Genomic DNA, 22747 nt, shown 5'->3' on the forward strand with positions numbered 1-22747 from the left:
TTTTACATGAAAATGCGGATATGTCCATATTAGAATCAAGTTTTCAAGCTTTATTTAGCTTGTTTTTAGCAAAAAAAATAAGCCCTAAGAAATTTCCTTAGGGCTCGTTTAATTATTTAGCTGCTTTACTCGCGGCTGAAATGACGGAAACTTGTTTTAATCCTTTGCCAATTAGACGCAAGATAACGAACCAAACAACAACGATCAAGACAATTTGTTTAAACGCGATTGCTGGAAGTGGATTGAACGGGCAATCCCATGCGAAATGTAGCGCAATCGGAATAATAAACCATTTCCAGAACGTTCCTGTGAAAATGTGGTGCATTCCAAGCTTTTGATCTCCTTTAGCGATAACAAGAGCAGCACCGGTAATTGCAGCCCATACAACATGGCCACCAATTGACTGCCAACCACGGCTAAAGATAACATTCATCATTGTTTCGCCGGCAATATGAATATCTTTGAATAAGAATGCTGCATCGACACTATAGTTAAACGCATAACCAAGTGATTCAAAAGCAGCGAATCCAGCACCAACAGCGGCACCAATAAGTAAACCGTTTAAAATGTACTTCGAGTTTAACGAACGAATGAACAGGGCAACAATAATCATTTTTCCAGTTTCTTCAATAAAGCCAACCAAAAGGGCATTAAAATAATTTAATTTCCCAACTGGAATAATGGAGTAAATAACGAGTGTTGCAACGAGCGCCGCGACACCACCGATGAAAAACATCTTTACAACATCGAAAACGCTGATGTTCCGAGGAGCATTCGTTTCGAAAAAGAATAATAAGACAGAGAACGGAACTGCAAATGAACCAATAACCATAAGTCCAGGTATGGTATTACTATTTTCAAACAAATATGTACAAGCTAGAAGTAAAAAATACGTGACGATTAATACTAAGAAAACTCTGGAGAATACCCAAGGATGTGGCCAAGTGTGCGGAATATCGCTCGTTGCTGGCGTTGTATACTTAGTTCCAGCAATAAAGACTTTTTCGCCTTCTTCTTTAGAATGCTTTTTAAAAACAGCAGAGAAGAGGTTGCCTATCTTGAGTTCTGAGTTCCCGTGATTCCCAGTATGCTGATGCAATTCTGTTTGCTTAAATGCGACCCACTCTGGATGAGGGGATTTTTGAACCAATGTATGATCGTTAATTTCCTGCTTTCTATAAAAAGCAATCATCTCAACATTCGTAAAAGGCCCAACTTTTTGTTCGTTCTTTTTGAAGTACCATTCTGACAAATGAAACTCCCCCTTTAGCTTTTTAGTTTGACTCCATTAATTATTCCCAAAAATGCTAAAAGTTAAACGAGCGAGCTGGATTAATCATTTATTTTCTTGGCTTGTTCGTAAAGGAAATCAATCGAATCTGCTAAGAAATTTGCCGCGGACTCATTTAGCGGCTGTCCATCTAAATTTAAATCATCTTCATGTTTTAAGTCTTCACTAATTTTTGTCATTCTTTTCCCGATATCTTTTTCATTTTGGAGTTCACTAGGGACATACATCGGCATGCTTTGTTGTCCAAGTAAATAATCAACACTAACATCGTAAAGAGTAGCTATTTGTGTCACCATTTCCAAATCTGGCTCACGAATACCATATTCCCAGTTGCCGTATGTAGATGGAGCAGATAAACCGAGTCTTCTAGCAGTTTCTGCTTTTGACCATCCTTGCTTTTCTCGAAGTAGTGTAAGTCTATTACTTAATTTTGGCATGATTTCACTCCTTTTTGTTTGATTATACAATATCTTACACAATTTAGCTATATTTTAACACAGAACGCATTATTTTGCGATTGACATACTCTTTTTGAGTTGTTAATATTGTATTAACAACTCAAAATGTGTAGATAAGGAGAAGATGACATGAAAACAGTAGACAGCAGAAAAATCAATACGGCCAAAATTCGGGACTTACGATTGGAACGGGGAATCACGCAAGCTTTCATTGCAAGGCGGATGGGTTATAAGTACACATCAGGTTACAGCAACATAGAAAAAGGCACTGTTAGACTTTCTCACAAAAATGCGGTTATCTTGAGTGAAATCTTAATGTGCGAACTAAATTTCTTTTACGAATAAACGGACACGGGATAAAGTTGCTAACTAAATAAAATGAATTCAAGGCAAACGTTTAGGGTTAATGCACACATAACGTGTGAAAAATATAAAAAAGGAGATAACAACATGAGTAAAAAAACATTAGTAGGGTTTCTAATTTGTATGGTGTTAGTTGCGTTATTCATACCAACTAATGCGGATGCGTATACGAAGAAGGGCTATGTCATGACAAAAGCGAGCGCGAAAAACTTTAAGATTTATATCAATGGATCCGCGAAAGGTTTTAAGAGCGTTATTATTAACGGAGCCAAAGCGTGGAATCCTTCGCCGTATTTAAACACAGTTAGTATGGGAAATGATGTGAAACCTCATTTTACCGTTAGTAGTTCAGCAACGAACAAAGGGGATGTGCTTGCTATTTGCAATACAACCTACTATAAATCCAATAAATTAGTTGCAAAGAATGAGATTACTCTTTATAAGGGTTTTCGCTCACTATCGAACAATCACAAAATCGAAACAGTTATCCATGAATTTGGTCACGGATTTGGCTTAGGACACGTCAAAACAAGAAACGCAATTATGCTAGATAAAGGTTTCATTAATAAAACAAAACCACAAACAGATGATTATAACGGCATTAAAGCCATGTACAAGTAAAAAGGAGGATTAAAAAATGAAAACAAAACTTATCATTATTATTGGCCTAGCAAGTCTAAGCGTCTTAACAGCCTGTTCCAATAACGAAAGTGTGAAAGAAGAACCAACAACAGAACAAACTGAATCCGAACAAGTTAAACCAAATAATGGTGTCGTTTCCTATCACGGAAAATACCTCGAACTCGCTGAAAACATCAATGATTTAGAAAAAGACGCACCGATTATCGTCAAAGTCACGAAAAAATCCGAAAAAGCAACGGTAACGAAAGAAACAAAAGAAAATATTTTCCCAACAGATTTCTATACGATGAGTGAAGTGCAAATCAATAGTATCGAAAAAGATAAAACTGGAAAATTGAAAGAGAATATGACCATTAAAGTGATGGAGTATAGCGTAGAAAATGTTGCTGTCGATGGCAAAGAATATGATTTAACAATCGACGGATATAAAAATATGGAAAAAGGCGAAGAATATACGCTATTTTTAGAGAAAAATCCAGATGGAGACAATTATGTTCTTTCAAATGCAATCATAAGTAAATTCCCAGTAGAGGAATTAGCTGAAAATGAATTATTCCTAGATGACGGAGAAAAAGCGGAAGAAACGGGTGACATCGAAGAAATATATCAAGATATTTATCAAGACGTATTAACGGAATACAGTGAATAATTAAAGCTACTCGAAAAGTGAAGGACTTCGGTATAAAATCGAGGTCTTTCTTTTTGCGTACAAATAAAAATGTTGTAGCGAAACCAAGCTTATTCCAGCCAATTTCTCGCAAAAAAGTACCACAAAATCCACTTGACAGAACTAGACGATAACAAGTAGAATGAACCAAATCATCATTTTTACACTAAAAATGGTTAGAATTTTAACAATATGGGTAAATCCAGTTAGTATAAATAAAGCTTTTTCAAATAAAAGGAGATAAAACGATGAGTGATAGTGGTGCTTTTTTTCCAATGAGCGTTAAAAAATTTCTGGAAAAAGGGATTACCTCGTTGTCTGAAGAAGAAAAAATGAGTACGCTACATTATTTGGAAAATGCGTATCATCAAGAACCTTGCAACGAGGAAATTGTACATAAGTTAATTCAATTTTATAATCAGACGGATAAGACGAAGAAAGCGCAAGAAATGGGTCAAAACTTTTTGACGATGAATGGCTATAATAAGGATATACTTGGCGAACTATCTGTAACTTTTATGAAAGAAGATAATATGGATACGTACTTCACCTTAGTTCGGCATTATATGGAAGAAGAAAAAAAGGAAGCGACAGAAGAAGTTGCTGACAACGTTATTCCATTTCCAAAACAATTTATCCCGAGAAAAGATATTCGTGAGTTCGCATCTTGGCAAACAGCGGAGCAATTGGAGTTTTTACAAGAAGCGCGATTTTTAGAAATTGATACCTTTTTACCAGCGTTTAGAGATTTTCTAGCGGATGATCATTTTTCGCCGTTTGTGCAGTCGATGATTTTTGAGTTAATGCAAGAAAAAGAAATAAATGAAGAATTTAAAATTCGCAAAGTAGAGAAGGAAGGTACGTTTAATCCGAGCCTTGTGCCGATGCTTGCGGAGAATAAATTTGCAGAAGCCTTATTTGCTGGCCTTGCGGAGATGCTTGAACATAGTAATCCGAGCCTTTTAGAGCAAGTGCTAGGAATTATTCAACAACATTTATTTATGCTCTATCCTTTTGAATTAGAACCAAAAGAAGTGGATGTTTGGGTGAATGCTTATTACAAATGGGCGAATGCGATGTATGGTGATAATAGTGTTATTTCGGATGATGTGAATCACTTAGCGGTGGTAGAAGCTATTTCTATTATTGAAGAGTTAGAAATCAGGCAGCAAAATTATTTTATATAATGATATTTGTTGTTTTCAAGTCAGGGATATCTGTGTTATTATTAGTGAGTATGGCTGAAACTTGTCATGAGAGTAATTAAATTGAACTAAATAGATGATGGAGGGAATTATACCATGTCAGTAAAATGGGAAAAACAAGAAGGTAATGTTGGAAAACTTACTTTTGAAATTGAACAAGAAAAAGTAAAAGAAGGTCTAGATAGAGCTTTCGTGAAAGTACGCAAAACTCTTAACGTACCAGGCTTCCGTAAAGGGAAAGTTCCACGTCAAATTTTCAACCAACGTTTTGGTGAAGAAGCACTTTTCCAAGATGCACTTGATATCTTGCTTCCAGAAGTATATTCTGCAGCAATTGACGAAGCTGGAATTGATCCAGTGGACACTCCTCAAGTAAACATCGAGTCTATGGAAAAAGGCGAAACTTGGGTTCTAACTGCAGAAGTTACTGTAAAACCTGAAGTGAAACTTGGAGACTACAAAGGTCTTGAAGTTGAAAAACGCGAAACTGCACTTACAACAGAAGAATTAGAAGCTGAACTAAAACAATTACAAGAGCGTCAAGCTGAGTTAGTTGTTAAAGAAGATGCTCCAGCTGAAAACGGCGACACTGTAATCCTTGATTTTGAAGGATTCAAAGACGGCGTAGCTTTCGAAGGCGGACAAGCTGAAAACCATTCTCTAGAACTTGGAAGTGGACAATTCATTCCTGGTTTTGAAGAAAAATTAGTTGGCTTAAAAGCTGGCGACGAAGCAGACATCGAGTTAACTTTCCCTGAAGAATATCATGCGGAAGATTTAGCTGGACAACCTGTCGTTTTCAAAGTGAAATTACACGAAATCAAAACAAAAGAAGTTCCAGCTCTTGACGATGAACTTGCAAAAGACATTGACGAAGAAGTAGAAACTTTAGATGAACTAAAAGAAAAAATCTCTAAACGTTTACAAGAAGCGAAAGAAGAATCTGTTGCTCAAGCGAAACAAGAAGAAGTTATTGCGAAAGCTGTTGAAAATGCAGAAGTGGACATTCCACACGCAATGATTCACCATGAAGCGGATCATTTAATGAATCACTTCGCACAAGATTTACAAGCACAAGGTCTAACTCCTGAATTATATTACCAATTCACTGGCCAAACAGAAGAAGCTATGCACGCACAAATGGAAAAAGACGCTGAAAAACGCGTGAAAATGAACCTAGTGCTTGAAGCAATTGCTGAAGCTGAAAACATTGAGCCAACTGAAGAAGCTATTGATGAAGAAATTTCTACATTAGCTGAAAAATATGGCATGGAAAAAGACGCTGTTCGTGCTGCACTTGGCGATATGAGCGAACTTAAATCTGACCTTAAAATCCGTAAAGCTATCGACGTATTACTAGATAGCGCTGTGGAAAAATAAGCTTCGATTGATTCAATAATTTCATTAAAAAATGGGGGACATGAGTTATACTCGTGTCCTTCTGAATGTAGAAATATGAATACAGATGATTGGCATTTCTAATAAACAAATGATATTATTAACACACATAGGGGATGAAAAAGTCGCCTATATGCAACATACCTATGCGAAGGGGTGAAATATTGTGTTTAAATTTAACGACGAAAAAGGCCAACTTAAATGCTCCTTTTGCGGAAAGACTCAAGATCAAGTACGTAAATTAGTGGCCGGTCCAGGTGTTTATATTTGTGATGAATGTATCGAGCTTTGTAATGAAATTATTGAAGAAGAGCTAGGTATTTCTGAATTTGTGGATTTTGGTGAAGTGCCAAAACCTCAAGAAATCCGTCATATATTAAGTGACTATGTTATTGGTCAAGAACGTGCCAAAAGAGCACTTGCTGTAGCAGTTTACAATCACTACAAACGCATTAATTCCAATGAAACGAAAGAAGATGAAGTAGAACTTTCGAAAAGTAATATTTGTTTAATTGGTCCTACTGGTAGTGGTAAAACACTTCTTGCTCAAACATTAGCGCGAATTCTTAATGTTCCATTTGCTATTGCGGATGCGACTTCACTTACAGAAGCTGGTTACGTTGGGGAAGATGTAGAAAATATTCTTCTTAAACTAATCCAATCAGCGGACTATGATGTAGAAAAAGCCGAAAAAGGTATTATTTACATTGATGAAATTGACAAAGTTGCCCGCAAATCTGAAAACCCATCTATTACTAGAGATGTTTCCGGTGAAGGCGTTCAACAAGCATTACTGAAAATTTTGGAAGGCACTGTCGCAAGCGTTCCTCCACAAGGCGGTAGAAAACATCCTCATCAAGAGCTTATCCAAATTGACACAGGAAACATTCTATTTATCGTTGGTGGAGCATTTGACGGAATCGAACAAATCGTTAAAAATCGAATGGGTGAGAAAGTCATTGGATTCGGTACAGATAATGCGAAACTAAAAGAAGATGAAACATATCTATCTCGTGTTGTTCCAGAAGATTTGCTGAAATTCGGGTTAATTCCTGAATTTATCGGTCGTTTACCGGTTATTGCAACACTGGAACAATTAGATGAAGCAGCTCTCGTTTCCATTTTAACGGAACCTAAAAATGCTTTAGTAAAACAATATAAACGGATGTTGGAGCTTGATGACGTTGAACTTGAATTCGAGCCAACAGCTTTAATTGAAATTGCGAAAGAAGCAATTGAACGCAAAACTGGAGCACGTGGTCTTCGTTCGATTATTGAACAGATTATGTTAGAAGTTATGTTCGAAATTCCTTCCCGTGATGATATTACGAAATGTATTATTACTGAAAAAGCAGCTCGCGGAGAAGAAGAGCCGCAACTGCAACTAGAAGACGGTTCGATTATTCCAATTAAAACATCTGCATGATTAAAATGCGCGTCGTAATTGGCGCGCATTTTTTCTATCAACTCAGCTTGTTTTACTGTATCAACAGACTTGTTTCGTGCTATACTTTATTAATATTAATTGGAGAGGATAAAAAGACATGAAAAGTGAAAATAAATTTTTTTCTGGGACATTTGGTTGGATAAAAATAATTCTCATCGCGCTTATACTTGCTTTTGGTATTCGCTATTTTTTAATTTCTCCAGTTACTGTTAATGGGAAATCAATGGACCCAACCCTTCATGACGGGGAACATTTATTTATTAACAAAGTATCAAGTCCGAAACGTTTTGATATCATTGTATTTCCGGCACCTGATGAAGAAAATGCAGAATATATTAAACGCGTCATTGGCCTTCCAGGAGATAAAGTAGAATATAAAGAAGATCAGCTTTATATTAATGGCAAAAAATACGACGAACCATATTTAGATTCCGAGAAAGCGGCTTTAGGGAATGGCTATTTAACAACGGATGCGGAAGGTGATCCTAATTTTACAATGGCTGACATTCCTTACTCTGATGGCTCTCTAACAGTCCCTAAAGGAAAACTTTTTGTGTTAGGGGATAATCGTCAAGTTAGTAAAGATAGTCGCTACATTGGCTTTATATCGCAAAATAGTGTGCTTGGAAAAGTGATTTCGTTTGGGAAATCCTTAGAACGCTAGTGTGAACCTGCGGGAATTCTAGGAGGAGACATATGACAGATCAGTATGAAAAAAGACCCAAGAAAAAAAGTGGGGTTCACCAATTATTAAGCTGGGTACTCGTTATCGTTGCGGCACTTGCCATTGCACTTGTTGTTCGTAACTTTGTTATTGCACCAGTAAAGGTAGAAGGGACGTCCATGGTTCCAACATATCAAGATGGAGATAGAATCTTTATAGAAAAAATTACCGATCCAGATCGCTTTGATATAATCGTATTTGATGAGCCGCCGATGATTGGCTCAGGAGAACATTTCATTAAACGCGTCATTGGTGTGCCGGGCGATCAAATCGCTTTTAAAAACGGTGAATTATATTTAAATGGTGAACGAAAAGTAGAAAGTTACTTACCAGAAGGAACTTTAACACTTTGGAATCCGGATCCAACACAAAAACCATACATAGCAGATTATACACTGGAGGATATGACAGGAGAAAGTACTGTCCCAAAAGGAAAACTGTTCGTGCTTGGGGATAATCGTGGCGGAAGTTCAGATAGTCGCGTTTTTGGTTTCATTGATGATTCTATGGTGAATGGTACAGTAATACAATTTGGGAAATAGTGAGAAGTCCGTGAAAGATACTTTTTCGCGGATTTCTCTATTAAATGAAAGTTTTTTCGTTTATAATAAGACTGTTAGTATAAAATAGGGCGGTGCAGTTTTTTGAAAGAGAAGAATTTAAAACGGTTATGGTCTTGGATTTGGGCGGCTGTTTTAGCAGTATTACTTGCTGTTATAATCCGTTTTTATTTGTTTGTCCCTATTCTCGTAGATGGGATATCGATGATGCCAACTCTTCACAACGATGACCGTGTCATTATAAATCGCTTCGGAAAGGTCGATCGTTTTGATGTGATTGTATTTCGTGAAGCAGACGGAAAAGAATATATCAAACGAGTGATTGGTTTACCCGGTGACACCGTGGAGTATAAAGAAGACCAACTTTACATCAATGGGAAAAAATATGATGAACCGTATTTAGATACTTACAAACAAAAGTTGCAAGATGGCTATTTAACAGATGATTACAGTTCTAAAGATCAACTAGATGGTGGTACTATCCCGAAAGATACCTATTTTGTATTAGGGGATAATCGTCGAGCAAGTAAAGACAGCCGCATAATCGGACCGATTCCACTAAGTAAAGTGTTAGGAACAACACCAATTTGTTACTGGCCGATTGAAGACGCCAAACTTATAGATTAGGAGTATACGATGACAATTCAATGGTTTCCAGGTCATATGGCCAAAGCTCGCCGTGAGGTAACGGAAAAATTAAAACTAGTAGACGTGATTTTTGAGTTAGTGGACGCACGTATCCCACTTTCTTCCTCTAATCCAATGCTAGAAGAAATTATCCATCAAAAAAGACGAGTGATTATTTTAAATAAAGCAGATACAGCAGATGAAAAAACGACCAAAGAATGGATTGACTATTTTGCTGAAAAAGGCTTGCCCGCAGTAGCGGTAAATGCCCAGGAAGGTAAAGGTCTATTCAAAATAGAACAAGCAGCCGAAAAATTAATGGCTGAAAAATTCGATCGTTTAAGAAGTAAAGGTATGAAACCAAGAGCGATTCGCGCAATGATTTTAGGTATCCCAAATGTAGGGAAATCAACATTAATTAACCGTTTAGCGAAAAAAAATATTGCGCGCACAGGTAACAAACCCGGAGTAACGAAAGCACAACAATGGATAAAAGTTGGGAAAACGTTAGAACTTCTAGACACACCAGGGATTCTTTGGCCTAAATTTGAAGATCAAGAAATTGGTTACAAATTAGCACTGACAGGCGCAATCAAAGATGATATTTTACAAATGGAAGAAATTGCTGGTTATGGCCTACGTTTCTTAGAAAATCATTACCCTGATCGCCTTCAAAATTGGTTGAAAGTCGAAACAGTTTCAGAAGATCCTATCGAAACGCTCGCTTTTATAGCCGAAAAAAGAGGCCTTTTAGATCGATATAATGATCCGGATTATTCCCGTGCGGCGGAAACGGTTGTCCGAGAAATTCGCCAGCAAAAATTAGGGCGAATGTCATTTGATTTCCCGAACTGGGAAGAGGATAGCGATGAGTGATTCGATTGCAACCATTCGAGAGCGACTGAACGAAATTACCTCAGAAAATGATCCTTTTTTTCAACTATGTCTTCAAGATGAGCGTAAAGGTGTAGAAAAGCTGCTACAATCGGCACGAAGAAAATGGGAAAAAGAAGCAAAACTACTTGCCAAATTAGAAGAAATGAAACAATATGAAGCGGACTTATTCCGACAAGGCTATCAACATATTGCTGGAGTAGATGAGGTAGGTCGAGGTCCGCTCGCGGGTCCAGTTGTAGCGGCCGCAGTTATTTTACCAGCAGATTTTTCTATTGTAGGTATTAATGATTCAAAACAATTAAGTGAAGCAAAACGCGATGCTTTATTCGAAACTATAAAAGCAGAAGCGATTGCGATTGGTGTAGGGATAATTGAACACGATGTGATTGATCATGTGAACATTTATGAAGCGACAAAATTAGCGATGAGCGAAGCATTAAATCAACTAGCACCGAAGCCGGACTTTGTCTTAATTGATGCGATGCCGCTCAAATACATGGAAGCAGAATTATCACTCATAAAAGGGGATACGAAAAGCATTTCCATTGCCGCTGCGTCTATCATTGCGAAAGTGACTAGAGATAGATTAATGCAGATGTACGATAAGAAGTATCCTGGTTACGATTTTGCAAATAATATGGGCTACGGAACAAAGAACCATTTGACTGGATTAGATACAATTGGCATTTGTCCGATTCATCGTTTGAGTTTTTCTCCAGTAAAAGAAGCAAAGTTGAATTTTGATAGTTTAAATTAACAATATCTTCTAGTAAAAAGCGTATTTTCGATAGTGAAAATACGTTTTTTTTGTGCCGTTTGCTAAATTTTAGTGATTTTACAAAAAAGGGCAATGTTTGTACACTAGGAATAACTATCACGGGAGGTGCAACAAATGGATTTAAAACAACGAAATACATGGCTAAAAATCGCTTCCTGCAAATCCATCTCTGCCAAAAAAAGAGCAGAGATTTGGCGGAAATTAACAGAACTAGACCGATGGGAGATGTCGCTTGAAACATTTGTTAATACTTTCTTTAGTGCGGACAAGAAAGGACGGGTTTTGAGCGAAATCGAAACTGCCCCAATGTTTTTTTATGATGATATTACACCAGTTTGGATTCTGGATGATCACTACCCCGAACTCCTTAGAGAGATTTACGAAGCGCCACCAATTTTATTTTGCAAAGGAGATATAGATTTATTACAAAAACAAGCCATTGCGATTGTTGGTACTAGGCAGATGAGTGAATACGGAAGGAAAGCATGTAGGAAAATTGCTAGCGAACTTTCAGAGCACCAGCTAGTAATCGTTAGTGGAATGGCGGTAGGGATTGATACAACTGCACATAAAGCTGCTTTACAAAAGAGTGGCGCGACAATTGCCGTGCTAGGTTCGGGTGTCAATAATATCTATCCACTAAAAAATCAATTGCTTGCTAATGATATTGCCCAAGATGGTTTGCTTTTAAGTGAATATTTACCTGATGAAGAAGCGAGGAGATGGCACTTTCCAGAGCGAAATCGAATCATTAGTGGATTATCGATAGGAACGGTAATAATAGAAGCCGCAGAACGAAGTGGTTCCTTGATTACAGCTGATATGGCACTAGAGCAAAATAGACAAGTATTCGCTGTTCCAGGAAACATTTTTATTGATACCTGGAAAGGGACGAATTATTTAATTCAAGAAGGTGCCAAGTTAGTTATGAATGCAAACAATATAATAGAAGAATTTTTTCAAATTAAGCCATAATTATACTGAAATTATCGTTTTTAAGTGATTTGACTTGCAATTCCTGATTTTTTGAGATAAGTTTGCTAAAGAAAGCTGTTATAAAACATCAAAAAATGGACTTTTTCATAAAAGCCATTGACAAACCCAGTAGGAAGGGCTAATATTTACTACTGAATTATGTGAAAAATCAGCATTGAAAACTTATTGAACGCGAGGCTAAGACTGTAGTAGGATTCGGACAACGAGTAAAGCCCGTGTATTGACCCAAATCAGGGAGGAATATATAGATATGGCAGATTATTTAGTGATTGTAGAGTCACCTGCAAAAGCAAAAACGATTGAGAAGTATTTAGGGAAGAAATTTAAAGTGAAAGCTTCCATGGGACATGTTCGTGATTTACCTAAGAGTCAAATGGGTGTAGACACAGAACATGACTATGAACCTCGTTATATTACGATTCGCGGAAAAGGTCCTGTTTTAAAAGAATTAAAACAAGCGGCTAAAAAAGCGAAAAAAGTCTATCTTGCAGCCGATCCCGATCGCGAAGGGGAAGCTATTGCATGGCATCTTGCCAACAGTCTAGAGTTAGATCAATCAGATAAATTACGGGTTGTATTTAACGAAATAACGAAAGAAGCAGTAAAAGAATCTTTTAAAACACCACGTAAAATTGATATGGATTTAGTTAATGCACAACAAGCTCGTAGAATTTTGGACCGTTTAGTGGGATATAATATCAGCCCAATTCTATGGAAAAAGGTGAAAAAAGGCCTGAGTGCTGGGCGTGTTCAATCCATTGCCTTGCGAATCATTATTGATAGAGAAAAAGAAATCAATAATTTCAAACCAGAAGAATATTGGACGATTGATGGCAACTTCCTTAAAGGTAAGAAAAAATTCCAAGCCAATTTTTATGGTGTCAATGGCAAGAAGAAAAAGCTATCTACAGCAGATGATGTTAAAGAAGTGATGTCTGCAATTAAAGGGAAATCATTCGATGTAACAGATGTAACGAAGAAAGAAAGACTTAGAAATCCTGCTGCACCGTTTACTACTTCCAGTTTACAACAAGAAGCAGCGCGGAAATTAAATTATCGAACAAGAAAAACAATGATGCTCGCACAACAATTATATGAAGGAATCACGCTTGGTAAACAAGGAACGGTTGGGTTAATTACGTATATGCGTACCGACTCCACTCGTATCGCTGATTCTGCTATTTTGGAAGCAAGCAATTATATTAAAGCAACATACGGATCTGAATTTTCTCGTAATCATAAACGTTCAGATAAAAATGCTAAAGGTGCTCAAGATGCCCATGAAGCAATCAGACCGACAAGCGCAATGAGAAGCCCACAAGAAGTCAAAGAATATTTAACGCGAGATCAACTTCGCTTATATCGTTTGATTTGGGAAAGATTTATCGCGAGTCAAATGACACCGGCAGTTCTTGATACAATGCGTGTTGATTTAGATAATAACGGCGTCAACTTTAGAGCAAATGGGTCTAAAATTAAATTCCATGGTTTCATGAAAGTATACGTAGAAAGTAACGATGATAATACGGAAGAAAAAGAAAATATTCTACCGGATTTGAAAAAAGGAGATAAGGTGCAGTCCGAATCACTCGAACAGCGTCAACATTTCACGCAGCCACCTCCACGTTACACAGAAGCTAGATTAGTAAAAACTTTGGAAGAAATTGGTATCGGTCGTCCGTCGACTTATTCACCAACGCTAGATACAATTCAGCGCAGAAATTATGTTTCTTTAACTAATAAACGCTTTATCCCAACCGAGTTAGGCGAAATTGTAAATGAAATGATTGAAGATTACTTCCCAGAAATTTTAGATGTGAAGTTCACTGCCAACATGGAAAGTGAGCTAGATGAAGTAGAGCACGGTGAAGTCGAATGGGTCAAAGTAATCGATGAGTTTTATAAACGTTTTGAGCCGAATGTTATTAAAGCAGACGCGGAAATGGAAAAAATCGAGATTAAAGACGAACCAGCTGGAATTGATTGCGATCTTTGCGGAGCGCCGATGGTATATAAAATGGGCAAATACGGTAAGTTTCTTGCTTGTAGTAGATTCCCGGATTGTCGTAACACGAAAGCAATTGTCAAAGAAATCGGTGTTACTTGTCCGAAATGTGAGAAAGGGCATGTAATAGAAAGAAAGAGCAAGAAAAAACGAATTTTCTATGGCTGTGATCGTTATCCAGATTGTGATTACGTTTCATGGGATAAACCAGTAGAACGACCTTGCCCGAAATGTAGTAAACGAGCATTAGTCGAGAAGAAATTGAAAAAAGGCGTACAAGTACAATGTACAAATTGTGATTACAAAGAATCAACCCAACAATAAGTGGAAAATGGCAGCACTTGGAAAGTTCCTGTGTTGCCATTGTTGCGCGAGGAGGCGGAAAAATGGAAAAGAGTGTTAATGTAATTGGAGCAGGTTTAGCTGGAAGTGAAGCAACATGGCAATTAGTAAAGCGTGGCGTGAAAGTTGATTTATATGAAATGAGACCGGTCAAACAAACCCCGGCGCATCATACTGACAAATTTGCAGAACTAGTATGTACAAATTCCTTGCGTGCTAACGGCTTAACGAATGCTGTAGGCGTTATTAAAGAAGAAATGCGGATACTTGATTCTATTATTATTGAAGCAGCTGATAAAGCATCTGTACCAGCTGGAGGGGCACTTGCTGTTGACCGTCATGAATTTTCTGGCTATATAACAGACAAAGTGAAAAACCACCCACTTGTTACCGTGCATACAGAGGAAGTTACGACTATCCCTGAAGGCCCAACAGTTATTGCTACAGGTCCACTTACAAGTCCTGCGCTTGCAGAAGAAATCAAACAATTGACTGGTGAAGAGTATCTTTACTTTTATGATGCAGCGGCACCAATCATTGAAAAAGATAGCATTGATATGGACAAAGTATATTTGAAATCTCGTTATGATAAAGGGGAAGCAGCTTACTTAAATTGCCCGATGTCAGAAGAAGAATTCAACGCATTCTATGAAGCCTTGGTTACAGCAGAAACAGCGGCTCTAAAAGAATTTGAAAAAGAAGTATTTTTCGAAGGTTGTATGCCGATTGAAGTTATGGCGAAACGCGGAATTAAAACGATGCTATTTGGACCATTGAAACCAGTTGGATTAGAAGATCCAAAAACAGGAAAAAGACCATATGCAGTATTGCAACTTCGTCAAGACGATGCTGCTGGAACACTTTATAACATGGTAGGATTTCAAACGCATCTTAAATGGGGCGAGCAAAAACGTGTTTTCGGTATGATTCCAGGTTTAGAAAATGCTGAAATCGTTCGTTATGGCGTAATGCACCGCAATACATTCATCAACTCACCAACCGTACTTGAGCCAACCTACCAATTAAAAACACGTAATGATTTGTTTTTCGCAGGTCAAATGACTGGTGTAGAAGGCTATGTCGAGTCGGCTGCTAGCGGTTTGGCAGCGGGGATTAATGCGGCTAATTTTGTGGAAGAGAAAGAATTAGTGGTTTTCCCAGCAGAAACAGCGATTGGTAGTTTAGCGCATTATATTACAAGTGCTAGTAAAAAATCGTTCCAACCAATGAATGTTAACTTTGGTCTTTTCCCAGAGCTAGAAACTAAAATTCGTGCCAAACAAGAACGTAACGAAAAATTGGCGGAAAGAGCATTAAATGCAATAAAAAAGGTTGCAGAACAACTGTAAAAACACTATAATAATTGAGGACTAATCTTTGCTGTTCTTTTCATCACGATCACTGCTTTTGTTATTTTTTAGGGGAGTTGAAAGTGAAGGAAAGGCAGTTTTTCTTTCAAAGGAATGGTCTAGACAACTCATGGCGATAAATGTGGTTTTTTTCACAAAAATAACCAAATTTATTCAAATTGATTGTAAATCCAGATTAATTCAAAAAGTTGCGAAAAATGGATAAAATCATTGCAACAAGGGTACTGTTATGTTAACATGATAGTGTTTGAGAGGTGTATACGCATGACACAAGAGGGAAAGTTAGAGCAACAATTTCTTGACTATCTTCACTCAGAACGAAATTATTCAGTAAACACAAGTACAGCTTATGAAAATGATTTAATTGATTTTCGTCGCTTCTTAAATGAGCAAGCTATTACAACGTATCAGCAAGTTACTTTTCTAGATGTGCGGATTTATTTGACAGAATTAAAGCAAAAGTCTTTTTCTCGAACAACCGTAGCTAGGAAAATTTCAAGTTTACGGAGTTTTTACACTTTTCTTTTAAGAGAGAATGTTATTACTGAAAATCCATTTACTTATGTATCACATGCGAAAAATCAGTTAAGGCTTCCCAAATTTTTCTATTCAGAAGAAATGGAAGCTTTGTTTCAAGTGGTGTATGAAGATAATGAAACGCTTACACTGCGGGACCGAGTGCTGTTAGAAGTATTGTACGGTACTGGAATTCGGGTGAGTGAGTGTGCCGGGATACTGATGCCTGACTTAGATACATCTTATCAAGCAATTCTGATCCGCGGAAAAGGGAATAAAGAGCGCTATGTGCCATTTGGTGTGTACGCGGAAGATGCGATAACGGATTATTTGCCGAGTCGCACCGAGTTAATGACACGTTACAAAAAGTCGCATGATGCGCTTCTTGTGAACCATTACGGTGATCCGCTGACGACTAGAGGCATTAGATATTGTTTGACGAAAATAATTAGCAAAGCTTCATTAACTCGAAAAATCCATCCACATATGTTACGCCATACGTTTGCAACTGATTTACTCAATAATGGCGCGGACATGCGGACGGTACAGGAGTTGCTTGGACATGCTAGCTTATCATCCACCCAGATATATACGCACGTGACAAAAGAGCATTTAAAGTCTACTTATATGAAACATCATCCGAGGGCTTAAATTTGGAGGAGGTTAAGGAAATGGAATTACATGCTACAACGATATTTGCCGTTCAACATGACGGAAAAGCCGCCATGGCTGGTGACGGTCAGGTGACGCTTGGGGAATCGGTTGTAATGAAACACACTGCCAAAAAGGTTCGTCGTCTTTTTCACGATAAAGTAATTGCTGGATTTGCAGGTTCCGTTGCAGACGCATTTACATTATTTGAAAAATTTGAAGCAAAATTGAATGAATATAATGGTAACTTAGAACGAGCATCTGTAGAACTCGCACAACAATGGCGTAGTGACAGTGTTTTACGCAAGTTAGAAGCGATGTTAATCGTTATGGATAAAGACACACTACTTTTAGTTTCGGGAACAGGCGAAGTAATTGAACCAGATGATGGCATTTTAGCAATCGGGTCTGGTGGGAATTATGCGCTAGCAGCTGGACGAGCACTGAAAAGACATAACGGTGGCCAAATGGAAGCCAAAGATATTGCTCGCCATGCATTAGAAATCGCTTCTGAAATTTGTGTATTTACGAATGATCATATTACAGTAGAAGAGCTTTGAAGGAGTGGTTAATTTGACAAATCTAACGTTAATGAACCAGTTGACACCAAAGCAAATTGTTGAAAAACTGGATCAATATATTATTGGACAAACCGGCGCGAAAAAATCTGTTGCAGTAGCACTAAGAAATCGCTATCGCAGACAACTGATGGATGAATCGATTCGGGATGAAATTATTCCGAAAAATATTCTAATGATTGGACCAACTGGTGTCGGTAAAACGGAAATAGCACGCCGAATTGCCAAAATTGTTCGCGCACCTTTTTCCAAAGTAGAAGCTACTAAATTTACGGAAGTTGGTTACGTAGGTCGCGACGTGGAATCGATGGTTCGCGATTTAGTAGAAGTATCCGTGCGCTTAGTTAAAGAAGAAAAAATGCAATTAGTTCGCGTAAAAGCAGAAAAAAATGCCGAAAAACGCTTAATTAAACTTTTAGCACCAAGCCAAAAGAAAAAGCAAACAACATCGCAAAATCCATTAGAAGCCCTTTTTGGCGGTATGAATCAACCGGATGAATCTGCTGAGGAAGAAGTAGATCAAGAATTAAAAAATAAACGAAGCCAAATCGAATGGCGACTTCAAAATGGTGAGCTTGATGATGAAATAGTAACAGTTGAAGTGAAAGAACAGCAAAATCCAATGTTCGATATGATGCGTGGCACTGGGATGGACCAAATGAATGGCATGCAAGATGCGCTTTCTGGCATGTTCCCAGCGAAAAAGAAAAAACGCAAAGTAACCGTTCGTGAAGCGAAAAAAATTCTATTTGAAGATGAAGCATCTAAATTAATTGATGCCGATGAACTTGCCGCGGAAGGTATTCACCGTGCGGAACAAATGGGCATGATTTTCATTGATGAAATTGACAAAATCGCTAGCAAAGAAGGCGGCGGAAATGCGCAAGTTTCGCGTGAAGGTGTCCAAAGAGATATTCTTCCTATCGTGGAGGGGTCGCAAATTTCCACTAAATATGGTACAGTCAACACGGAGTACATTTTATTCATCGCGGCTGGAGCTTTCCATATGTCTAAACCAAGCGATTTGATTCCAGAGCTTCAGGGGCGTTTTCCAATTAGAATTGAGCTGGATAAATTAACGCAAGAAGACTTCTATAAAATCTTAACAGAACCAGACAATGCGCTAATTAAACAATACAAAGCTTTGCTGAAAACAGAAGGAATTGACTTGATTTTCACCAAAGAAGCTGTCGAAAGAATTGCTGAGATTGCATTCCAAGTTAATCAAGATTCAGATAATATCGGAGCAAGAAGACTTCATACCATTTTAGAAAAATTACTAGAAGATTTACTATTTGAAGCACCAGAAATCAATATGGAATCTATTAAAGTAACTGAAAACTATGTTAATGAAAAACTTGCACCAATTATGAAGAATAAAGATTTAACACAATTTATTTTATAAAATACTAGGAGGATCTAATAATGACTTTATTAGAAAAAACAAGAAAAATTAATGCTATGTTACAAAACGCTGCAGGAAAAACGGTAAACTTCAAAGAAATGGCAGATACACTTACTGATGTAATTGAAGCAAATACGTATATTGTAAGCCGTAAAGGTAAATTACTTGGTTATTCTGAAGCTCTTCCAATCGAAAACGATCGTATGAAACAAATGCTGACAGAACGCCAATTTCCAGAAGAATATACACAAAGCCTTTTCAATGTAGGCGAAACTTCTTCTAACTTAGAAGTATCAAGCCAATATACTGCTTTCCCAATCGAAAACAGCGAATTATTCACGAAAGGTTTAACAACTATCGTGCCAATAGTTGGTGGTGGTGAACGTCTTGGAACACTTATCCTATCTCGTTTAGAAAGCAATTTCACTGATGACGATTTGCTATTAGCTGAATACGGTGGAACAGTTGTTGGAATGGAAATCTTACATGAAAAAGCAGAAGAAATTGAAGAAGAAGCTCGTAGCCGTGCCGTTGTACAAATGGCAATTAGCTCGCTTTCATACAGTGAATTAGAAGCAATTGAGCATATTTTTGACGAATTAAATGGTAAAGAAGGCCTTCTTGTTGCCTCTAAAATCGCGGATCGTGTCGGCATTACACGTTCTGTCATCGTTAATGCGCTTCGTAAATTAGAAAGTGCTGGCGTTATTGATTCTCGCTCATTAGGAATGAAAGGTACATTTATCCGTGTATTAAATGATAAATTCCTTGTAGAACTAGAAAAATTGAAAAATAACTAAAAAAATCAAAAAGCTCTCTCTGAAAATATTCGGGGAGAGCTTTTTTTGGCTTGCTTTGGTAAAATAAAAAAGAAGAACTAGTTGTGACTGGAGGAATTTGGAATGGAAATTGCTGAAACAACCATTGAAGTGCGCTATGCTGAAACAGACCAAATGGGCGTTGTTTATCATAACAATTACCTTGTATGGATGGAAATCGGCCGAACAAGATTAATTGAAAAATTAGGTTTTCGTTATTTTGATATGGAAGAAGCAGGTTATCTTTCTCCGGTTTTAGATGTGCATATTCATTACGGAAAACCACTGCGTTACGGACAAAAGGCAGTTGTAAAAACATGGATAAAAGGGTATGATGGACTTCGTGTTACTTATGGTTATGAAATTTGCTATGAAGATACGAATGAAGTTGCAATTACAGGGGAGACGGAGCACGTATGTGTAACCAAAGAAGATTTTCGCCCTGTATCGTTAAGAAGAACATTTCCGAATTGGCATGAAGCCTATCTAAAAGCTTTAGAATAAAAAAGACTGGTAGTGATAAAAAATGGCTTTTGGTGTAAAACGCGATGAAATGGAATTATGGAAAGAAAAAGCAGCTCGTGGGGAGATTGCGATTATCACGCATTATTGGTTAGATGATCGTTTCCCAGATTCAAAAACTGTAACCAAAGTTGCTTGTGTAGATTTGAAAAAACTGCAACAATGGGGAAAACAATATGGTTTAGCGCCAGATTGGATTGATAACCGTCGAAAAAACTTTCCGCATTATGATTTGTTTGGCGAGATGCAATTAGTCGTACTGAAAAAAGAAAAAGCCTTTGAACAAATCGAGCGGTTTCATTTGGAGGAGAAATAACAATGATTAAACTAGAAAATGAATTATTACTTGTGGAAATGAAAACAGCAGGCGCTGAATTAACACGTATTTCGCGTAAAGATACTGGAATTGAGTATTTATGGAATGCGGATAGTAAATTTTGGGGGCGTCATTCGCCAGTGTTATTTCCAACGGTTGGAAGACTAGTTGAGGACACTTACTTAGTAGATGGCAAGCCGTTTCACTTAGGACAACATGGTTTCGCTCGTGATCGTGATTTTCAAGTAATGGAGCAAACCGAAAATTCGGTGCGCTTTGAACTGGATTTTGACGAAGATTCATTAGCCATCTATCCTTACAAATTTAAATTATCTATTATTTATACGCTTGAAAAAGACACTGTCGCTGTTTCTTATGAAGTAGAAAACAGAGATGATAAACGCATTTACTTCTCTATCGGTGCGCATCCAGCATTTAATTTGCCACTAACAGAAGGTACTGCGTTTGAAGACTATTATTTAGACTTTGGAACAAAAGAGAATTTAGAAACACTATGTTTAGAAGGACCTTATCGCAGCGGTGCAATTGAAAAAGTCGTGGATGAACCAGCGAGATATTTGCCGCTAAATTATGACTTATTTAAAAACGATGCACTGATTTTTGAAGCGTTGAAACAAAAAGAAGTGACAATCAAGTCGGATAAAACGCCGCATTTTGTGAAAGTAAGCTTCCAAGAATTCCCGTTTGTGGGGATTTGGACGGCAAAAGCTGGAACACCTTTCTTATGTATTGAACCGTGGTATGGCATTGCGGACGGGGCCGGAGAATCGGTTGAACTGCGAGATAAAGCAGGGATAGAGCACCTAGAACCAGAAGCCGTTTTCGCATCAGAATATACGATTACAGTAGGATAAAGTAAAAACCCAGAAGAGCGACATGCATCTTCTGGGTTTTCTTACATCCATTTTATTTTTGGTTCTTCGCCGTTACGAATACGAGTAATGTTTGCTCGGTGGCGCCAAATAACAAATGTCGCGATACAAGCAACGAGAATAATCAAAATCCAATCTCCCATGAAAAAAGAAATAATTAAGGCTGCAAGTGCTCCAATCATTGAGCTAAGCGATACATATTTGCTAAGTTTTAGGGTAACTAAGAAGACTACAAGTGCAGCTACAAACAGTAATGGCGCATACGCAAGGATAACACCCGCCGAAGTAGCAACCGCTTTTCCGCCTCGGAATCCAGCAAAAAGTGGGAAACTATGGCCGATAATTGCAAATGCTCCAGTAAGTAGCCAGAAATGATGGTCTACGTTTAATTGGAAGAAATATGGAAGTAATGTTGCGACAGTCCCCTTTAAAATGTCCATCACAGTAACGATGCTACCAGCTTTGATTCCAAGCACTCGGAAGGAATTCGTCGCCCCTAAGTTACCACTACCGAACTCGCGAATATCTTTTTTGTAGAAAATTTTGCCAATCCATAAACCAGATGGTATCGAACCAATCACATAGGCTAATAAAGAAAGCAGAATTAAGTTAATTGTCATTTTTAAACCCCTCAAGAAGAAATGTTGTTTTCCATAAAGAATTATAGCACAAAATGAAGCAAATTGGCTAAATAGTTAGGACAAATCACGATGAAAAGTTGAAAAAACTGCAAAAATAGCTTATGATTAGAAAGTATAGTAGGGGGCGATTAGACGAATGCAAAATCCAACAAAAGAAGAAATCCGACATATTTTAAAGCAGGCAAAAGTAATCGCAGTCGTTGGTTTGAGTGATAACCCAGACCGCACAAGCTACCGAGTGAGTCAGATAATGCAGCAAGCTGGATACAAAATTATTCCAGTAAACCCTAATGCAGACGAAATTCTTGGCGAAAAAGCTGTTAAGAGCTTAACGGATATTGAGGAACATGTTGATATTGTTAATGTCTTTCGTCGTTCAGAGTTTTTACCTGATATAGCTAAGGCGTTTGACCAAATTGATGCAGATGTATTTTGGGCACAACTTGGCATTGTTAATCAGGAAGCATTTGATTTTTTGACAGAAAAAGGATATCCTACTGTCATGGATTATTGCATTAAGGTTGCTTATCAAGAAATGGATTAATAAATGACCATTTTTGAAGGAAGCAGGTTCTTATAGCAGAGCCTGTTTTTTTATGAAAACGAATTTGTCACCAAACTATCACTTTATTAATTA

25 protein-coding genes are annotated in these 22747 nt (G+C 37.6%); 22 read left to right on the forward strand and 3 right to left on the reverse strand.

All coding sequences use genetic code 11. From position 1 onward, the window contains the following. Positions 1-112: 112 nt before the first annotated feature. Both HCB49_RS04850 and HCB49_RS04855 read right to left on the reverse strand, forming a co-directional pair. Positions 113-1252: a PrsW family glutamic-type intramembrane protease gene (locus tag HCB49_RS04850; RefSeq protein ID WP_185480014.1), complete on the reverse strand. Its 1140-nt coding sequence runs from the start codon at positions 1250-1252 to the stop codon at positions 113-115. A gap of 80 nt (positions 1253-1332) precedes the next feature. Then, positions 1333-1728 carry a helix-turn-helix domain-containing protein gene (locus HCB49_RS04855; protein WP_185604265.1) on the reverse strand — a complete coding sequence of 132 codons (396 nt, stop codon included), beginning with the start codon at positions 1726-1728 and terminating at the stop codon, positions 1333-1335. Between the two features lie 150 nt (positions 1729-1878). On the opposite strand from HCB49_RS04855, the gene HCB49_RS04860 reads away from it, so the two are divergent. The 21 genes from HCB49_RS04860 to HCB49_RS04960 all read left to right on the forward strand — a co-directional run bounded on the left by HCB49_RS04860 (position 1879) and on the right by HCB49_RS04960 (position 21451). Continuing rightward, the gene (locus HCB49_RS04860) at positions 1879-2094 is read left to right on the forward strand and encodes a helix-turn-helix domain-containing protein (RefSeq protein ID WP_003736439.1); all 216 of its coding nucleotides are present in this window, start codon (positions 1879-1881) and stop codon (positions 2092-2094) included. Between the two features lie 105 nt (positions 2095-2199). Continuing rightward, positions 2200-2733, forward strand: a complete 534-nt coding sequence (locus HCB49_RS04865; protein WP_003738804.1) for a matrixin family metalloprotease — start codon at positions 2200-2202, stop codon at positions 2731-2733. Positions 2734-2749: 16 nt separating this feature from the next. Further along, positions 2750-3403, forward strand: coding sequence for a hypothetical protein (locus tag HCB49_RS04870; protein WP_185480012.1), 654 nt, complete (start codon positions 2750-2752; stop codon positions 3401-3403). 266 nt (positions 3404-3669) lie between these two features. Beyond that, positions 3670-4608 carry a hypothetical protein gene (locus tag HCB49_RS04875; RefSeq protein ID WP_185604266.1) on the forward strand — a complete coding sequence of 313 codons (939 nt, stop codon included), beginning with the start codon at positions 3670-3672 and terminating at the stop codon, positions 4606-4608. Positions 4609-4722: 114 nt separating this feature from the next. Beyond that, positions 4723-6006 (forward strand): trigger factor, encoded by a 1284-nt coding sequence (gene tig, locus HCB49_RS04880; RefSeq protein ID WP_185604267.1) that lies wholly within the window; start codon positions 4723-4725, stop codon positions 6004-6006. A gap of 184 nt (positions 6007-6190) precedes the next feature. After that, positions 6191-7450 carry an ATP-dependent protease ATP-binding subunit ClpX gene (gene clpX, locus HCB49_RS04885; protein ID WP_185480009.1) on the forward strand — a complete coding sequence of 420 codons (1260 nt, stop codon included), beginning with the start codon at positions 6191-6193 and terminating at the stop codon, positions 7448-7450. A 118-nt stretch (positions 7451-7568) separates the two neighbouring features. Then, on the forward strand, positions 7569-8135 hold the full coding sequence (sipX, locus tag HCB49_RS04890; protein ID WP_185480008.1) for a type I signal peptidase SipX: 567 nt from the start codon (positions 7569-7571) through the stop codon (positions 8133-8135). Between the two features lie 32 nt (positions 8136-8167). Next, a complete protein-coding gene (gene sipY / locus HCB49_RS04895; RefSeq protein ID WP_185604268.1) occupies positions 8168-8737 on the forward strand; it encodes a type I signal peptidase SipY in 570 nt (189 codons plus the stop codon). 102 nt (positions 8738-8839) lie between these two features. Next, positions 8840-9382: a type I signal peptidase SipZ gene (gene sipZ / locus HCB49_RS04900; RefSeq protein WP_185391237.1), complete on the forward strand. Its 543-nt coding sequence runs from the start codon at positions 8840-8842 to the stop codon at positions 9380-9382. Positions 9383-9391: 9 nt separating this feature from the next. After that, positions 9392-10258 carry a ribosome biogenesis GTPase YlqF gene (ylqF, locus tag HCB49_RS04905; protein ID WP_185604269.1) on the forward strand — a complete coding sequence of 289 codons (867 nt, stop codon included), beginning with the start codon at positions 9392-9394 and terminating at the stop codon, positions 10256-10258. Continuing rightward, on the forward strand, positions 10251-11036 hold the full coding sequence (gene rnhB / locus HCB49_RS04910) for a ribonuclease HII (RefSeq protein ID WP_185604270.1): 786 nt from the start codon (positions 10251-10253) through the stop codon (positions 11034-11036). Before ylqF ends, rnhB begins: the two co-directional genes overlap by 8 nt. Positions 11037-11171: 135 nt before the next feature. Then, the gene (gene dprA, locus HCB49_RS04915) at positions 11172-12032 is read left to right on the forward strand and encodes a DNA-processing protein DprA (protein WP_185480004.1); all 861 of its coding nucleotides are present in this window, start codon (positions 11172-11174) and stop codon (positions 12030-12032) included. A gap of 271 nt (positions 12033-12303) precedes the next feature. Beyond that, positions 12304-14382, forward strand: coding sequence for a type I DNA topoisomerase (topA, locus tag HCB49_RS04920; RefSeq protein WP_185391240.1), 2079 nt, complete (start codon positions 12304-12306; stop codon positions 14380-14382). Between the two features lie 62 nt (positions 14383-14444). Then, positions 14445-15749 (forward strand): FADH(2)-oxidizing methylenetetrahydrofolate--tRNA-(uracil(54)-C(5))-methyltransferase TrmFO, encoded by a 1305-nt coding sequence (trmFO, locus tag HCB49_RS04925; protein WP_185391241.1) that lies wholly within the window; start codon positions 14445-14447, stop codon positions 15747-15749. Positions 15750-16034: 285 nt separating this feature from the next. Then, positions 16035-16937 (forward strand): tyrosine recombinase XerC, encoded by a 903-nt coding sequence (gene xerC, locus HCB49_RS04930; RefSeq protein WP_185480002.1) that lies wholly within the window; start codon positions 16035-16037, stop codon positions 16935-16937. A 20-nt stretch (positions 16938-16957) separates the two neighbouring features. Further along, a complete protein-coding gene (gene hslV / locus HCB49_RS04935; RefSeq protein WP_003724001.1) occupies positions 16958-17497 on the forward strand; it encodes an ATP-dependent protease subunit HslV in 540 nt (179 codons plus the stop codon). 13 nt (positions 17498-17510) lie between these two features. After that, complete coding sequence (gene hslU, locus HCB49_RS04940; RefSeq protein ID WP_185480001.1) at positions 17511-18920, forward strand: ATP-dependent protease ATPase subunit HslU; 1410 nt, start codon at positions 17511-17513, stop codon at positions 18918-18920. Between the two features lie 20 nt (positions 18921-18940). Beyond that, entirely contained in the window at positions 18941-19720 is a 780-nt protein-coding gene (codY, locus tag HCB49_RS04945) for a GTP-sensing pleiotropic transcriptional regulator CodY (protein WP_003726695.1), read from the forward strand. A gap of 102 nt (positions 19721-19822) precedes the next feature. Further along, positions 19823-20242: an acyl-CoA thioesterase gene (locus tag HCB49_RS04950; protein WP_070294121.1), complete on the forward strand. Its 420-nt coding sequence runs from the start codon at positions 19823-19825 to the stop codon at positions 20240-20242. Positions 20243-20264: 22 nt separating this feature from the next. Continuing rightward, on the forward strand, positions 20265-20576 hold the full coding sequence (locus HCB49_RS04955; protein ID WP_008947661.1) for a hypothetical protein: 312 nt from the start codon (positions 20265-20267) through the stop codon (positions 20574-20576). A 2-nt stretch (positions 20577-20578) separates the two neighbouring features. Beyond that, the gene (locus tag HCB49_RS04960; RefSeq protein ID WP_185604271.1) at positions 20579-21451 is read left to right on the forward strand and encodes an aldose 1-epimerase family protein; all 873 of its coding nucleotides are present in this window, start codon (positions 20579-20581) and stop codon (positions 21449-21451) included. 41 nt (positions 21452-21492) lie between these two features. Here HCB49_RS04960 and plsY read toward each other — a convergent pair whose 3' ends face one another. Beyond that, positions 21493-22089 carry a glycerol-3-phosphate 1-O-acyltransferase PlsY gene (gene plsY, locus HCB49_RS04965; RefSeq protein ID WP_008947663.1) on the reverse strand — a complete coding sequence of 199 codons (597 nt, stop codon included), beginning with the start codon at positions 22087-22089 and terminating at the stop codon, positions 21493-21495. A 157-nt stretch (positions 22090-22246) separates the two neighbouring features. On the opposite strand from plsY, the gene HCB49_RS04970 reads away from it, so the two are divergent. After that, positions 22247-22654 carry a CoA-binding protein gene (locus HCB49_RS04970; RefSeq protein ID WP_185604272.1) on the forward strand — a complete coding sequence of 136 codons (408 nt, stop codon included), beginning with the start codon at positions 22247-22249 and terminating at the stop codon, positions 22652-22654. Positions 22655-22747 lie beyond the last annotated feature (93 nt).

Origin of the sequence: Listeria cossartiae subsp. cayugensis, assembly GCF_014229095.1 — a bacterium.
Classification (GTDB): domain Bacteria; phylum Bacillota; class Bacilli; order Lactobacillales; family Listeriaceae; genus Listeria; species Listeria cayugensis.

Excerpts from the sequence above, each read along its gene's own strand:
- HCB49_RS04855 (WP_185604265.1), bottom strand. The coding sequence starts at position 1,728 with ATGCCAAAATTAAGTAATAGACTTACACTACTTCGAGAAAAGCAAGGA.
- HCB49_RS04860 (WP_003736439.1), top strand. The coding sequence starts at position 1,879 with ATGAAAACAGTAGACAGCAGAAAAATCAATACGGCCAAAATTCGGGAC.
- HCB49_RS04865 (WP_003738804.1), top strand. The coding sequence starts at position 2,200 with ATGAGTAAAAAAACATTAGTAGGGTTTCTAATTTGTATGGTGTTAGTT.
- HCB49_RS04870 (WP_185480012.1), top strand. The coding sequence starts at position 2,750 with ATGAAAACAAAACTTATCATTATTATTGGCCTAGCAAGTCTAAGCGTC.
- HCB49_RS04875 (WP_185604266.1), top strand. The coding sequence starts at position 3,670 with ATGAGTGATAGTGGTGCTTTTTTTCCAATGAGCGTTAAAAAATTTCTG.
- tig (WP_185604267.1), top strand. The coding sequence starts at position 4,723 with ATGTCAGTAAAATGGGAAAAACAAGAAGGTAATGTTGGAAAACTTACT.
- sipX (WP_185480008.1), top strand. The coding sequence starts at position 7,569 with ATGAAAAGTGAAAATAAATTTTTTTCTGGGACATTTGGTTGGATAAAA.
- sipY (WP_185604268.1), top strand. The coding sequence starts at position 8,168 with ATGACAGATCAGTATGAAAAAAGACCCAAGAAAAAAAGTGGGGTTCAC.
- ylqF (WP_185604269.1), top strand. The coding sequence starts at position 9,392 with ATGACAATTCAATGGTTTCCAGGTCATATGGCCAAAGCTCGCCGTGAG.
- rnhB (WP_185604270.1), top strand. The coding sequence starts at position 10,251 with ATGAGTGATTCGATTGCAACCATTCGAGAGCGACTGAACGAAATTACC.
- dprA (WP_185480004.1), top strand. The coding sequence starts at position 11,172 with ATGGATTTAAAACAACGAAATACATGGCTAAAAATCGCTTCCTGCAAA.
- topA (WP_185391240.1), top strand. The coding sequence starts at position 12,304 with ATGGCAGATTATTTAGTGATTGTAGAGTCACCTGCAAAAGCAAAAACG.
- trmFO (WP_185391241.1), top strand. The coding sequence starts at position 14,445 with ATGGAAAAGAGTGTTAATGTAATTGGAGCAGGTTTAGCTGGAAGTGAA.
- xerC (WP_185480002.1), top strand. The coding sequence starts at position 16,035 with ATGACACAAGAGGGAAAGTTAGAGCAACAATTTCTTGACTATCTTCAC.
- hslV (WP_003724001.1), top strand. The coding sequence starts at position 16,958 with ATGGAATTACATGCTACAACGATATTTGCCGTTCAACATGACGGAAAA.
- codY (WP_003726695.1), top strand. The coding sequence starts at position 18,941 with ATGACTTTATTAGAAAAAACAAGAAAAATTAATGCTATGTTACAAAAC.
- HCB49_RS04950 (WP_070294121.1), top strand. The coding sequence starts at position 19,823 with ATGGAAATTGCTGAAACAACCATTGAAGTGCGCTATGCTGAAACAGAC.
- HCB49_RS04955 (WP_008947661.1), top strand. The coding sequence starts at position 20,265 with ATGGCTTTTGGTGTAAAACGCGATGAAATGGAATTATGGAAAGAAAAA.
- HCB49_RS04960 (WP_185604271.1), top strand. The coding sequence starts at position 20,579 with ATGATTAAACTAGAAAATGAATTATTACTTGTGGAAATGAAAACAGCA.
- plsY (WP_008947663.1), bottom strand. The coding sequence starts at position 22,089 with ATGACAATTAACTTAATTCTGCTTTCTTTATTAGCCTATGTGATTGGT.
- HCB49_RS04970 (WP_185604272.1), top strand. The coding sequence starts at position 22,247 with ATGCAAAATCCAACAAAAGAAGAAATCCGACATATTTTAAAGCAGGCA.